The sequence below is a fragment of the Pseudomonas sp. CMR5c genome (assembly GCF_003850545.1).
In the GTDB taxonomy this organism is placed as follows: Bacteria; Pseudomonadota; Gammaproteobacteria; order Pseudomonadales; family Pseudomonadaceae; genus Aquipseudomonas; species Aquipseudomonas piscis.
Genome location: NZ_CP027705.1, coordinates 3,994,825 through 4,007,335, shown reverse-complemented (window position 1 = coordinate 4,007,335; position 12,511 = coordinate 3,994,825). Strand labels below are relative to the sequence as shown.

12 protein-coding genes and 1 pseudogene are annotated in these 12,511 nt (G+C 57.5%); 6 read left to right on the top strand and 7 right to left on the bottom strand.

The features are described from left to right. Positions 1–6: 6 nt before the first annotated feature. Positions 7–750, bottom strand: coding sequence for a DNA cytosine methyltransferase (locus C4K40_RS18485; RefSeq protein ID WP_083456882.1), 744 nt, complete (start codon positions 748–750; stop codon positions 7–9). A 74-nt stretch (positions 751–824) separates the two neighbouring features. Here C4K40_RS18485 and C4K40_RS31585 point away from each other — a divergent pair, with 74 nt between their 5' ends. Further along, positions 825–1,517, top strand: coding sequence for a hypothetical protein (locus C4K40_RS31585; protein WP_157064359.1), 693 nt, complete (start codon positions 825–827; stop codon positions 1,515–1,517). Positions 1,518–1,816: 299 nt separating this feature from the next. On the opposite strand, the gene C4K40_RS18475 is transcribed toward C4K40_RS31585, so the two are convergent. From C4K40_RS18475 to C4K40_RS18460, 3 genes are all read right to left on the bottom strand, one after another. Further along, entirely contained in the window at positions 1,817–2,236 is a 420-nt protein-coding gene (locus C4K40_RS18475) for a hypothetical protein (protein ID WP_053130916.1), read from the bottom strand. Positions 2,237–2,280: 44 nt separating this feature from the next. After that, positions 2,281–2,607 (bottom strand): pyocin activator PrtN family protein, encoded by a 327-nt coding sequence (locus C4K40_RS18470; RefSeq protein WP_053130912.1) that lies wholly within the window; start codon positions 2,605–2,607, stop codon positions 2,281–2,283. Positions 2,608–2,765: 158 nt separating this feature from the next. Continuing rightward, complete coding sequence (locus tag C4K40_RS18460) at positions 2,766–3,050, bottom strand: phage antirepressor KilAC domain-containing protein (protein WP_053130906.1); 285 nt, start codon at positions 3,048–3,050, stop codon at positions 2,766–2,768. Between the two features lie 188 nt (positions 3,051–3,238). On the opposite strand from C4K40_RS18460, the gene C4K40_RS18450 reads away from it, so the two are divergent. Then, complete coding sequence (locus C4K40_RS18450) at positions 3,239–3,757, top strand: lysis system i-spanin subunit Rz (RefSeq protein WP_053130904.1); 519 nt, start codon at positions 3,239–3,241, stop codon at positions 3,755–3,757. A gap of 383 nt (positions 3,758–4,140) precedes the next feature. On the opposite strand, the gene C4K40_RS18445 is transcribed toward C4K40_RS18450, so the two are convergent. The 3 genes from C4K40_RS18445 to C4K40_RS32255 are packed head-to-tail and all read right to left on the bottom strand — an operon-like array spanning position 4,141 to position 5,386. Then, entirely contained in the window at positions 4,141–4,578 is a 438-nt protein-coding gene (locus tag C4K40_RS18445) for a hypothetical protein (protein ID WP_228022280.1), read from the bottom strand. A gap of 10 nt (positions 4,579–4,588) precedes the next feature. Further along, the gene (locus C4K40_RS18440) at positions 4,589–5,200 is read right to left on the bottom strand and encodes a hypothetical protein (RefSeq protein WP_053130902.1); all 612 of its coding nucleotides are present in this window, start codon (positions 5,198–5,200) and stop codon (positions 4,589–4,591) included. Continuing rightward, positions 5,201–5,386: an ATP-binding protein gene (locus tag C4K40_RS32255; protein WP_083235727.1), complete on the bottom strand. Its 186-nt coding sequence runs from the start codon at positions 5,384–5,386 to the stop codon at positions 5,201–5,203. Between the two features lie 1,707 nt (positions 5,387–7,093). Here C4K40_RS32255 and C4K40_RS18430 point away from each other — a divergent pair. The 4 genes and pseudogenes from C4K40_RS18430 (at position 7,094) to C4K40_RS18415 (ending at position 12,510) form a co-directional block, all read left to right on the top strand. Beyond that, positions 7,094–7,752, top strand: a pseudogene (locus tag C4K40_RS18430) (carbonic anhydrase). A gap of 489 nt (positions 7,753–8,241) precedes the next feature. Continuing rightward, on the top strand, positions 8,242–9,054 hold the full coding sequence (locus C4K40_RS18425; RefSeq protein WP_053130898.1) for an alpha/beta fold hydrolase: 813 nt from the start codon (positions 8,242–8,244) through the stop codon (positions 9,052–9,054). Continuing rightward, positions 9,047–10,222, top strand: a complete 1,176-nt coding sequence (locus tag C4K40_RS18420) for a PAS domain-containing sensor histidine kinase (RefSeq protein ID WP_053130895.1) — start codon at positions 9,047–9,049, stop codon at positions 10,220–10,222. Before C4K40_RS18425 ends, C4K40_RS18420 begins: the two co-directional genes overlap by 8 nt. Positions 10,223–10,842: 620 nt before the next feature. Continuing rightward, positions 10,843–12,510 carry a bifunctional 3-(3-hydroxy-phenyl)propionate/3-hydroxycinnamic acid hydroxylase gene (locus C4K40_RS18415; RefSeq protein WP_053130892.1) on the top strand — a complete coding sequence of 556 codons (1,668 nt, stop codon included), beginning with the start codon at positions 10,843–10,845 and terminating at the stop codon, positions 12,508–12,510. Position 12,511 lies beyond the last annotated feature (1 nt).

Below are 12,511 nucleotides of genomic sequence, written 5' to 3'. Positions count from 1 at the left end.
GCCACCTCACTTGGAAAGTGCATAAAATGCTGTTGCTGCCACTCGCGGAACTTGGCCATTTCCAATGGCTTTAAGTCGGTCCACCCTATAGGCCACCCCATCATCCATTCGATGAATTCGGGGTTTGGGTTCAGTCCAGGGGCCTCTGGGTTGCCCTCCTGGAGCCACAACATGGCGAGGTAGTCCTCGAGATTGCTGCGGTGATGTCCCTTTCTCGCTCTTGACCATGCAACTCCGTGTGGGCCCATGCTGGCTCTGGGGGTTGGCAACAAGCCAGATGCGGTCACGCTCATGGGGCGCTCCGCAGTCGGATGCCGATAGACGTAACCATTGAGCGTCATACCCCAGTTCGGCAAGGTCACTGAGGACCAAGGCAAGGCCTCGTCCCACAAGCAGAGGTGAGTTCTCCAAGAAGACGAAGTGAGGTCGTACTTCACCGACAATTCGAGCCATTTCTCGCCAGAGGCCTGATCGGCTACCTTCAATTCCGATTCCATTTTCAGCCGCGGAGATGTCCTGGCACGGAAATCCTCCCGAAACCACGTCAACAAGGCCTCTCCAAGGTCTACCGTTAAAACTGCACACGTCAGACCAAATCGGGAAAGTTGGGAGGGCTCCATCGTTTTGTCGTTGCGCCAGAACCTGTGCGGCGTAGGCATCACGCTCAACGGCGCAGATGGTGCGCCATCCGAGGAGGTGGCCGCTGAGTATTCCGCCACCAGCGCCTGCGAAAAGAGCCAGCTCATTCACGCGGCCTCCTTCATAGACGGGAGGCTTTGGAATGGGCATGCTGAGCGTTTTTTGATGGCTGGGAGCCATGACGCATGAAGAAATTCAGCATGCCTCCAGAAATGAAAGTCGCCAGCGTATGGGTTGTCTGGGCATTTCTGGCTATAGGAGCGTTGGGATGGGCATTGTTTGTTTTGTTGGATGCTTTTGGCTTGATGGAGAAAGCTGCTGACTGGGCGCAAGCTGTCGGGTCTGTTCTGGCTATCATTGGCGCTGCTGCTTTTCCTGTTTTTCACTCCAAAAAAAATACTGCAGAAGTTCAGAGACGTACTGACGCGATCATTAGAACTGCTGCTACTTTGATTTCGAAGGAGGTCGGCCTTCTGCTTGCCTCCATGCTCGGAAACATCAAGCCGATTGATGAGCTTCAGTCTGAAATTCAAGATTGTCTTGCAAACAGTCCGCTCCTTGAGCGTCATCAGCCGAGCGAGCGTCTTTGTTTGGAGGCAAGAGAAACCGCCCGCAGGTATTGCAAGAATGGTCACGTGGCCAAGTGGCAGGGGCTTGATACGTTGGTAACGAACATAATCAGCTCCCACATGGTAACTAACCAGCAACTTATTTATATCAGTCACCTTATGAGCGCAGTCTCTGCCGCCAAGGCTGCATGCGAAATGCTGGGTGACTGGGAGCTGTCCAGAGATGACTCCCTGCCTACGGTACATAGGCTTGATCACTGTCGGCATCATGTCCGAATGACAATCGACGCTTTGAGCAGGAAAGTTTAAAGGGCTGCATCTTGTTCTATACCCCAAAACAAGCTGCGCGAGCGGCCCACTCTGAGCGTTCAGCATTGCTCCAGGTATGGCAGCCCCGCGCAGCTTTTCGTGGGGTGTGCGCGCCTCAGTAGTGCTGCGGGCAAGAGCAGTAATGCCTGCTGCTGCGCAGCAGAGGCTCTTTGTTTTCTGCACGTCGACGCTGGCGGCGTTGCGGAGCAAAGCGGTCATGGCTTGGGCGGTGGGCTGAGCGTGCGGCATGCCGCTTTCCTCCGGTTTCTGATGGCGGGCTGGTCCTTCGATCTGCTGGTTCATGCCGCTTCCTCCTGTGCTGCTGGCTCCACTAGGGCGGCCATGGCCAGGGCTTGATCGCGCAGTGAGCGCGAGTCTCTTTCGAGTTTTTTCCCGGTCTTGAAGGCGCTGAATGTCTCGGCGGCAATGCGCAGCAGATCCGCGATGGCCAGCAGCGTCTGGCGGTGTGCTGGCTTGAGGGCTTGGCTGTCCTGCAGGTGCTTGTGCAGTGCTACCAGCCTGCGGTTATCGGCTCGCACGAACTTGAGGGCGGTTGTCAGCTCGCGCAGGGTTCTAGCATTGTCCGCTTGAGCAAGGGCTTTGCCTTCCTCGATCCCTGCCTCTCGGCCATTGCTACGGCCAACCAGGTAGCCGGCCCAGTAGAGCAGGGCGACGTTGAGTATCAGGCCAATCAGGACAATGATCTGTATGTGGGTCATGTGGTGTGCTCCGGTGGGTTTGGCTGGTGGTGGCAGCCGTTGGGTTATTGGTCGTGCTCGTTGTTGTCAGCCTGTTGCTTGGCGTGTTCTTCATCCGCCCGGTAGGCGCGGATGTCGATCAGTGCGGCAACGTGGCGGATGTGTGCGTACTTCGGTGCCTTGCGGCTGCTGTCCAGGGTGGTGATGGGCAGTTGGATGCGACCGCTGCTGATCTCGGCCGCGAACGACTGTTCGTTGAGGTTGCGAAAGTACTGCACGCGGATCTTCTCCAGTGGGATCAGTACGTCGCCGAAGGTGCGATACAGCAGCTCGACGGTGGCGGTTTCCGGTGCTGGCATCAGGCGCAGCGGGGTCTGGTTGGCGTTACTCATTGGCTGTCTGGCTCTCCATGCGCTGGCGGCGTTTCGGGTGGTTCCAGGCGATCAGGCAGTGGGCTTTGGTCAGCTCGCGCAGATGCTCGGGTACCTCAAGGAGCGCAGCGTTGCGCTCCTCTTTGGTCCGTAAGGCAATGATCTGGCGGGCATACTCCCTAGGCCACGTCACGGCGGTCTGCCGGGATGGCGGGCAGTGCGAGGCCCAATTGCTCGGCAAGCCAGGGAATGCCTGCCTGCCGCACTCGTGTCGACTCGCTGTATTGCAGGCCCAGCTCCGGGTGGAACCATTTGCCTTCCTTGGTCTCCAGGTACTTACGATCGCGCGTGGGGTAGGCGGGCAGTCGCTCCGCGTTGAGCAAGCCTTTCTCTTGCATCAAGCCGATCAGCTTCGGCCGTGTGATACCGAAGTACTGGGCTGTTTCCTTGAGGTTGCGATCCATGGTGGCCTCCTAAGCAGCGTGCGCGGCGGGAGTCGCCAGCGCGGCCAGGTGGTTGATGGATTCGCAGGCGGCCTTGTAGATCTCTGCATCGGAGCCGTGGACCGTGAAGCATTTGGTTCGTGGGCTTCGATGGCCAATGGCTTGTCCGACCGCGAGGCGCTGTATAAGCGTGCGCTGAAGGTGCTGCCGTGAGCACGCTGGGTGCACGTGGACTGATTGGCGCCCTGGTACTGGGGCTTGCCCTCGGCGCCTGGGCTGCTTGGGCCTGGCAAGCCAACCGCTACGGCGAGCAACTGGCCGCCCAGGCCGAGGCGAATCAGCGCTCTCGCGAGCAGGCGGCGGTGGCGGTGATCGATTGGCAGGAACGCCAGCAGGTTGAGCGCCGAGCGCTGGAGGATCGGCTGCAGGTGAATGACGAAACCCACTACAAGGAATTGCGAAATGCTCAAACCGATCAGGCTCGCCTGCGTGACCGGCTGGCTACTGCTGATGTGCGGCTGTCAGTCCTACTCGCCGCCCCGGGTGGTGGCGGAGGGCTGCCAGCCGACACCGGCGGCGCCGGCGTGGATCATGGAGAAGCGCGAGCCGAACTTGACTCAGCGCATGCTCAACGAATTATCGCCATCGCCGGAGACGGTGACCAGGGACTGATCGCGTTGGCTGCGTGTCAGGAGTATGTGCGGGGGCTGCAAGCGAGCAAAGAGTAGTCAGAATGAAGAGGCCCGGCGATAGTCCGGGCTTATTATTGTTTATGTCTAAAATTAACCTAGGCAACGAGTTTGGAGGATCCTGGATTTTTCTTGAGTGCCTTCATCAGCAGCATTTGTTCATTCAACTCTTCAGCCCAAGGAGCAAAGCAAGGGAGGCATGAGTCGTTGACCCAACGTCAATAAACTGAAAATGTTGCAGTTGTCGGGTCTTGGTGTTTTCGTTTCAAAACTGGGCAAAACTTTGGAACGTCCCTTCAGACCATTATTAGGATTAGGAAAAAATCCGAGGGTGCAATACTAGGCGGTCTGAGGGACTGTTTCGAAAAAATAACTGCCGCGAATCCCCTCATCAGTTATCCCTTCAGCACTTATAGAAGATGCTAAAAGCCTGGGGGGATATAACCGGGAACATAAGGAATATTTTGGCACTTGCCATGAAATACTTCTCCATTCTGAATTTTGAAAAGCACTATTTTTTTTGCTTTGTTCACCGTTGCTTCAATTTTGCATTCGGAGCTATGAGCGACGTTCTCGTAATACTCGGTATGGGTCAAACCATTACTGCCGTGTGTCATGGATGTTCCGGCTGCCTCAGTTGTCGACCACTGAGAGGATTTGTACCACGTCATTACGACAAGTGTACCTGCATCAGGATCTTGAGTTGCTTTCATCGTATCGGGCCTGCCAAACAGATTCAGCGCCTCTTGGGCATCGCGACCTTCCCAACGACTTTGAGCAATTAAGGAACAGCCGCTGCTTACCATTATTCCTGACACTGCTAGCATTAAAGAAAACGTTTTAATCCATTGATATATCATGGAGTTTACCTTACCTGGACTTTTCAGGGTTTTTGTTGTTTAACATTTCATCCAGCTCTTCCATTGGGCTCTTCGGCGGTGCTTGTACCTCCGTGATGATCCCGAGCATTTTCATCTGATCAAATTTACCCAGTGACAACATGCCGTTGAAGACTCGATCTTGGGGATTACATACAAAGGCAAATGTATATAAAAGCGCCTCGTCATCCAACGTATGCCACTCATTGGAGACTTTTAAATCCCGGCGTGCGTAGCTCGTTCGTTCTATTGATGTTCCTTTAAGAAAGCGGGCTCTGTGCTTGGAGCACTGGACTTCAACTGAATAGACATCCGCCAATGGCTTGGATGGGTCAGCGAAGACTTGGTTTACATCTACTGACTGAAGCCCATCCGCCGCTTGACTCCGTGGCGTCATGGACGTGAGATCAGCGACAAACACTATGTTGTTTTTGCCCGTGCCTATGCTATAGACACGCCACCAATCGCCAATGGGGTTCGCTTTGTCAGCTATCGCTGAAGTGGAGGCAGCAAGTAGTAAAGTAATTGGTATGACGTATTTATTTAACTTCAAAAACTCTGGCATGCTGTGTCGTGCCTCCTTGAACATGAATTTGTTATCCATTTACATTAAATCAATCAAGCCAAACAAGCACGCTAAAAAATAGAATTTCTCAACTGAGTATCTCGAGTCAGTGATATTTGCTGGCCAGCACATGCTGCCATGCTCGTAGCGTCTGGCGATTAAATTAAGAAGCAAATTAGCTTCGTTACAATCAAAAAGTAAATAACATATTTCATCGATTGTCATCAACTTCGAGCGTTAAACTACCCAGCCAAACGTCCCTTGTGATACTGCGCGACTAGTCGGAATGTCCGATTGACTGGAATCTCAGAATGGCAGCACTAGTCGGGACCATGATCCCCGTAGGAGGGGGGAGTCAACTAGCACAAATGTACTAGTTCGAGCGCTTGAAGAAACCCTGGAAAGGACTTCAAGGTTTGGTGAAACACCCACCACGCACAAACGGAGCAGTTGAGTTCCGTTGGAAGAGATGTCCCTGTTGATCAACCTTGGCAAAGAGGGTTATTGCGAACAAGGGTTGATTAGGCGAAAGCCAGCCGAGGTGGGACTGGCCTGCTCGTCTAGGGGATGTGGGCCTTTTTAGTGGTCGCGGTAACCATGCCCCCTACATTTGGCTACTGGTACCGGTCGTGCTGGTAAGCGTATAAGCAGCGCTTAATTATGGGGATTGGGGCATGCCAGGCATCAGCGTATTAACGATTAGCGATCAGCCCGGTTTGCCGAGCGCAGAGTCCAAACAGCCTGGCTTTTGCGGTTGAACTCAGTACATAAATCGAGCGACTGGGTTTCTGGTGTTCGCGCCTACCATAATGCAATCGGCTACACGCAGGCCCTGCGAGACGCTGAACTTATTACGAATGATACAGAGTTGGCCATGACAGCCTCTCTGGCCGAAGTATGGCAGACGGCTTCGGACCGCTTGAGTGGAAATATGGTGGCGAAAGGCGCATGGGTGACGCGTTCCCACAAAACGGGATCAGCCTGCCGGATTTGATCCACACCGAGTGGCTGATCACTTGGCACACCTCGGACGCGTTATCCTCGCTACCCTGGTTTGCAGATGCCGAACAGGTTGTTGGCTAGAAGCGCAGATGATCTTAGGGCATTTTTAGGGCATAGCGGATACCGCTTTAGGCCTATATAGGCCTTAACTCAGGTGCTACATACTCTAATTTCGTGGCCTTGAGCGGACTACGGTTGATTATGGTCGGGTTCGAATCCCTATCCGATTTTGAGCCATCAGCGCACAAGCCTAGCGACGGTGGAGGGCAGCAGTTGTTGGATTCTGAATAGTGGGATAGGTCTACAAAATCAGTTCCGCAATCAAAATCACGACCTGCGTGGGCCGCGGGTTACAGCCTTTCTAGGCGTTGGCATTTGCGGAACAGATCTATCACTAACCAACTGAAAACAATGAAATTTTATCTGGATTGCAAATCCGCCTACGCCAGTTCGATTCCGACCTCGGCCTCCACCCTTGAAAACTCCGTAGATTAACGTCTACGGGGTTTTTTATTGCCTGGGATTTGGGCAATCGCTTGTGCAGATTTTTGGATCGCCCCCGCAAGTTGCCGGCTTTTAGCTGCGAGTTGGAGAGAGCTTTCTCTCCATGGGGGCGAGTTGACGGTGGATTGAATCGCTCCAGCCAGGATCTACCAATCAGGTTCAAGAGCATGGCGAGGTTGATGTTCGCGAAGGGTTGCGTCTGGCCAATAGCAGTCGCTTAAGAACGACCTGTTTCGATCCGAATGACCTCACAGGCCGGTGAAAGATAGATGGCGACGGGCCCTCGCTGCAATGTTTACCACTCGATGTCCATCGCTGATCAATACAGCCAGCACGCGCGACGTCTGCAATAATGACGAGCACTGCGGCGCGATGGCCTATCGAGTGCTTTGCGCCAACATCTGGTATTTGGGTTTGGAGAACTCCATGCGTGACATTATCGACGGCTTTCTGCGCTTTCAGCGCGAGGTTTATCCGCAACGCATCGAGCTTTTCAAGCAGCTCGCGACGACACAGAACCCCAAGGCGTTGTTCGTCACCTGCTCGGACAGTCGTGTTGTGCCCGAACTCCTGACGCAGCGTGAGCCGGGCGAGCTATTCGTTATTCGCAACGCCGGCAACATCGTGCCGTCCTATGGGCCCGAGCCGGGCGGCGTTTCGGCCACTGTCGAATATGCAGTCGCAGTACTTGGGGTGCAGGACATCGTGATCTGCGGCCACTCGGACTGCGGAGCCATGGGCGCGATTTCACGCTGCACGTGCCTGGATCATCTTCCGGCGGTCGCCAACTGGCTACGCCATTCGGATGCCGCAAAAGCGATCAACGCGGCCCATGAGTTCGACACGCCCCGCGCGAAGCTCGATGGCCTGGTGCGTGAGAACGTGATCGCACAACTGGCGAACCTGCGTACGCATCCATCCGTGGCACTGGCGCTCGAGCAGGGGCGCATGAACTTGCACGGCTGGGTCTACGACATCGAAGCGGGGGGATCGATGCGCTTGATGGCGCGACGCGCAAGTTCGTACCACTTGCCGATTCGCCGAACACCGTTGCGATCTCTGCTCGAAATGGCAAGCAGATGTAGCGCTGGCAAACAACTCAAGGTGGCGGCGTTGCTTCCAGCGCCCGTTCGCCTTGAGTCAATAAGGCCAGCGATACGGCATGGTCTTTATCGAGCAAGGTCCGGAAGCGGACCAGGCTTTCGAATGGATATCGGCGGAGCTCGCCGATAGCAGCCCCAACTATGGCTGCTCGGGGTTCATGGCAGTCAATGGTACCCGGTTGGCACGCCCGTCGCCCCGGGGCATCGACAAAGGGCGCTTTCGCTGAAAAACGGCCACAGATTTCCAGGACGCTAAATAAATCGGGGCACCAATCAGCCAGCCGCGCGCGAAGCAGCCGTTTCGCGTATGTTGGCGGACTGGCCATGCCGCGCTGCTGAAGCGCAATGGCTACAGGCACGAAAAACCTGCGTCAAATGCAAGGTCGATTGCGTCAAATTGCTACTATTCTGAATGGGCAGCTCAACCTATGGCCGCTGCCAGGCATTTTGCTGCACAACAATGGGATAGGTATGACCCTGCAAAAACGCAACAACGTCCACATGGCTGGCGGCGGCAGTGAAACCTTGATCCTTTCCCATGGGTTCGGCTGCGACCAGTCGATGTGGAAATTCCTCCTGCCCCATTTCATCAAGCGTTTTCGGGTGATCGCCTACGACCTGGTGGGCGCCGGCCAATCCGATGTCGGCAGCTATGACCAGGACAAATATGCGTCGCTCTGGGGCTACGCGGCAGATCTCAACGAGCTGATCGACGAATACGCCGAGGGCCCGGTGATCCTGGCTGGCCATTCGGTGGGGGCGATGATCGGCGTCTTGGCGGATCTCCAGCACCCTGGGCGAATCGCCGCCCATGCGATGATCGGCGCCTCGCCTTGCTACATCGATTCTGCGCCTTATATCGGCGGCTTCTCGCCAGACGAGATTCATTCATTGCTCGCTACCCTGGACGACAATTACCTGGGCTGGTCCAGCACCATGGCCCCGGTGCTGATGGGCGCCCCGGGGCAACCGGCGCTTGGCGAAGAGCTGGTCAACAGTTTTCGGCGTACCGATGCGCAGATTGCCAGGCAGTTCGCGCGGATCATCTTTCTTTCCGACCATCGCCAGGATATCGCCGGCCTGCAGACTCCAGCGCTCATCGTGCAATGTTGCGATGACCCGGTGGTGCCGGTTGCCGTGGGTGAATACCTGCACCGCGTGCTCCCCAACAGCCAGCTGAGCGTGATCGACAACATTGGCCACTATCCGCAGTTGAGCGCCCCCAGTGTCTGTTCCGCAGTCATGGACGCCTTCTTCGCCCAACGTGAATCCGGCCATGGATGATCCGCTGCTGTTCTGTGTCGAGCCGTTGTTCGAGGAGGCACCCTGCGGGCTGGTGGTCATGGCCGAAGATGGCACCCTGTTGCGCTGTAACCAGACTCTCTGCAATTGGTTGGGATATGACCAGGCCAGCCTGGATGCGCGTCCCTTCGAGCAGCTGCTGACGGCCGGCAGTCGGTTGTTCCAGCGTACCCACTGGATCCCGTTGATGAAGATGCAGGGCTCGGTAGCCGAGGTGAAACTGGAGCTTGTGCATCGCGATGGGCATGTCATCTCGGTGTTTCTCAATGGAGTCAGGCGCGAAACCGCCGAGGGCGTTCGCTACCAACTCGCCTTGTTCGGCACGACCGAGCGAGATCGTTATGAGCGCGCGTTGCTGGCGGCGCGACAGCGCGCCGAAGAGCTGCTGGCCCAGAAGATCAGTGCCGAGACTGCGCTGCAGCAGGCCAAGGCGGAGCTCGCGGCAGCCTATGAGAGCAGCCAGCGCCGCGCGGCATTCGCTGAACTGATGGTCGCCATCGCCAGTCATGACCTGAAGACCCCGATGACGGCCATCAAGATGGCTACGCAGTTGCTGGAGCAACATGCGCACACCGATAAGGCGCATCGCTTGCTGAGCAGCATCAGCCAGTCCGCCGAGCGTGCGCAGCGCATGATCGTCGATCTGCTCGACTTCGCCTCGGTGAGGATTGGCCAGGGCATCAGCATCCGCCGCCGTCCGGTCGACGTGGTGCAAACGGTGGAGCAATGCCTGAGTGAGTTGCGAGTGGCCTTCGGCAATGCCGATATACGCTACCTTTCGCGGGGCCGTGGAGAGTTCACCCTGGACCAGGATCGCTTGCAGCAGATGATCGGCAACCTGGTGGCGAACAGCGTGGCCTATGGCGACCTGGGTTTCCCGATCACCCTGACCACCGATCTGTCGGAGCAGGGCGCCATCATCACTGTGCACAACCATGGGCCGGCGATAGCCGAGGACGTACTAGCGACCTTGTTCGAGCCTATGGTGCGCGCCAGCGAGCAGCAAGACTCGCTGCGTTCGGTGGGGCTGGGGTTGTTCATCGTCCGGCAGATTGTCGAGGCCCATGATGGCAGCGTCTCGGTGACGTCGAGTGCGGTTTATGGCACCAGGTTCAGCATCCATCTGCCCGCAGGCGCCGGACCGGACTGAGCGCACTGACGGGAAGCTGCACAGCCAAGTGGCCGCATTCTCAAGACCCCCGTGGATCGATGCCTACGGGGTTTTTTATGGCCCGGGATCAGGGTAAGCGCATTCTTCTGCATGCGATCCGCAGATCATGGGGCGATGAGTCGTCCCTCCAGCGGCAGGCGTCACGCAGGCTTCTGTTCTATTCCAGTTGATGGCAATCGGTAGCCAGGTCGATGGGGCGGGGCAGCGGCAAAGAGGCGATGCACATGGCCTTGCCGCGCTCCTGCCCATCCAGGACCCCTTGGCCTGTGATTTCAATAGAAGATATAAAATCTTTATAAAACAATGATGTGCATCTAGTGCACGATAAGGTGGTTTTTCATTGTAGGGCCGCCGGCGCCATTCCTATACTCGCCGCAACAACTACAAACGCCCTGACAGGGGAATACACCATGCTCCGTGCCTGCCTGCCGTTCCTACCCATTGCCTGCGCTTTCCCACTTCCAAGCGTAGCGCCGCTGCACTAGACCCCGTACCAGCCAAACGCCCGCTCACCCCCTTGCGCCCACTTGCGCGAGGACGGTCTCGGCTTGCCGCGAAATCTTCCGGGGCGGCCGTGGGCAGTGTCGAGGATTACAACAATGAACAAGCCGCATCCAGATCACATCCAGGCCGATTACACCGCAGACGTGGTGATTATCGGTGCCGGCCCGGTAGGGCTGGCCATCGCCAATTATCTCGGCCAGGCCGGGGTGCAGGTGCTGCAGATCGAGAAGCTCGACCAGCTGATCGACTACCCGCGCGCCATCGGTATCGACGACGAGTCGCTGCGCACCGTGCAAGCCATTGGCCTGGTCGAAGAGGTGCTGCCGCATACCACGCCCTGGCATGCCATGCGCTTTCTTACCCCCAAGGGCCGCTGCTTCGCCGATATCCAGCCGGCCACCGATGAGTTTGGCTGGTCGCGGCGCAACGCGTTCATCCAGCCGCAGGTCGATGCGGTATTGCATCGGGGGTTGGCACGATTTGCCAACGTTAGAACCTTGTTCTCCCGCGATGTGGTGCAGTTCCAGCAAGACGAGCAGGGCGTCAGCCTGTGCATGAACGGCCCCGATGGCCGTTCGGAAACCGTGCGTGGCCGCTACCTGGTGGCTTGCGACGGCGGCAACAGCCTGATCCGGCGAACGCTGGAGGTTTCCTTCGACGGCAAGACCGCACCCAACCAGTGGATCGTCATCGACATCGCCAACGATCCGCTCGGCACGCCCAACGTCTACCTGTGCTGCGACCCGGTGCGTCCCTACGTGTCGGCGGCGCTGCCCCACGGCGTACGCCGTTTTGAATTCATGGTCATGCCGGGCGAGACCGAGGAGGAGCTGGGCAAGCCCGAGAGCATGCGCAAGCTCTTGGCCAAGGTGCTGCCCGACCCGGACCGGGTCGAACTGATCCGCAAGCGCGTCTACACCCACAACGCACGCCTGGCAGGCCGCTTCCGGGTCAAGCGAGCGCTTCTGGCCGGCGATGCCGCGCACATCATGCCGGTCTGGCAGGGCCAGGGGTACAACAGCGGCATGCGCGATGCCAGCAACCTTGGCTGGAAGCTGGCGCTGGTGGCCAAGGGCCTGGCTGGCGAAGCGCTGCTCGATACCTATGAGCAGGAGCGTCGTGACCATGCCAAGGCCATGATCGACCTGTCGGTGATGGCCGGTCATGTGCTGGCGCCGCCCAAACGCTGGCAAGGTGCCCTGCGCGACGGGATTTCCTGGGCGCTGAACTACCTGCCCGCGGTGAAGCGCTATTTCTTGGAAATGCGCTTCAAGCCCATGCCGCAGTACACCAAGGGTGCGCTGGTGAACGCTAAGGACAGCAGGACGACGCCGGTCGGGCGCATGTTCATTCAACCCAAGGTCGTTACCGAGTCGGGTGAGGTACGCCTGCTGGACGACGTGATCGGCAGCCATTTTGCCTTCATCGCCTGGGGCAGCAACCCGCTGTGGGGCTTGAGCGCCGACCAGGTCGAAGCCTGGCGGGCGCTGGGGGCCTGCTTCATCCAGGTGCTGCCGGACGTTCAGCTCAAGGCGGGGCGCGAAGTACCGGACGGGGTCATTCGCCTGGGTGACTGCACCGGTCGCCTCAAGGAGTGGTTCGGGCGCTTCCCGGTGTCGATCACGCTGCTGCGTCCGGATCGTTTCGTCGCTGCCGTGGCCATCCCGCAAACCATCGGCCAGGCCAGCGAGGCCTTGCTGCGAGCACTGGCAGTCCCGCCCCTGGCCAAGCAGCAGGCGCCCCTGGCGTCCAAGGTGGCTTGAG

What these genes read in the sequence shown, in the direction of transcription:
- C4K40_RS18445 (WP_228022280.1), bottom strand. Translation starts at nt 4,578, where the DNA reads ATGATATATCAATGGATTAAAACGTTTTCTTTAATGCTAGCAGTGTCA.
- C4K40_RS18415 (WP_053130892.1), top strand. Translation starts at nt 10,843, where the DNA reads ATGAACAAGCCGCATCCAGATCACATCCAGGCCGATTACACCGCAGAC.
- C4K40_RS18470 (WP_053130912.1), bottom strand. Translation starts at nt 2,607, where the DNA reads ATGAGTAACGCCAACCAGACCCCGCTGCGCCTGATGCCAGCACCGGAA.
- C4K40_RS18475 (WP_053130916.1), bottom strand. Translation starts at nt 2,236, where the DNA reads ATGACCCACATACAGATCATTGTCCTGATTGGCCTGATACTCAACGTC.
- C4K40_RS18440 (WP_053130902.1), bottom strand. Translation starts at nt 5,200, where the DNA reads ATGGATAACAAATTCATGTTCAAGGAGGCACGACACAGCATGCCAGAG.
- C4K40_RS18425 (WP_053130898.1), top strand. Translation starts at nt 8,242, where the DNA reads ATGACCCTGCAAAAACGCAACAACGTCCACATGGCTGGCGGCGGCAGT.
- C4K40_RS18420 (WP_053130895.1), top strand. Translation starts at nt 9,047, where the DNA reads ATGGATGATCCGCTGCTGTTCTGTGTCGAGCCGTTGTTCGAGGAGGCA.
- C4K40_RS18460 (WP_053130906.1), bottom strand. Translation starts at nt 3,050, where the DNA reads ATGGATCGCAACCTCAAGGAAACAGCCCAGTACTTCGGTATCACACGG.
- C4K40_RS32255 (WP_083235727.1), bottom strand. Translation starts at nt 5,386, where the DNA reads ATGACAATCGATGAAATATGTTATTTACTTTTTGATTGTAACGAAGCT.
- C4K40_RS31585 (WP_157064359.1), top strand. Translation starts at nt 825, where the DNA reads ATGAAGAAATTCAGCATGCCTCCAGAAATGAAAGTCGCCAGCGTATGG.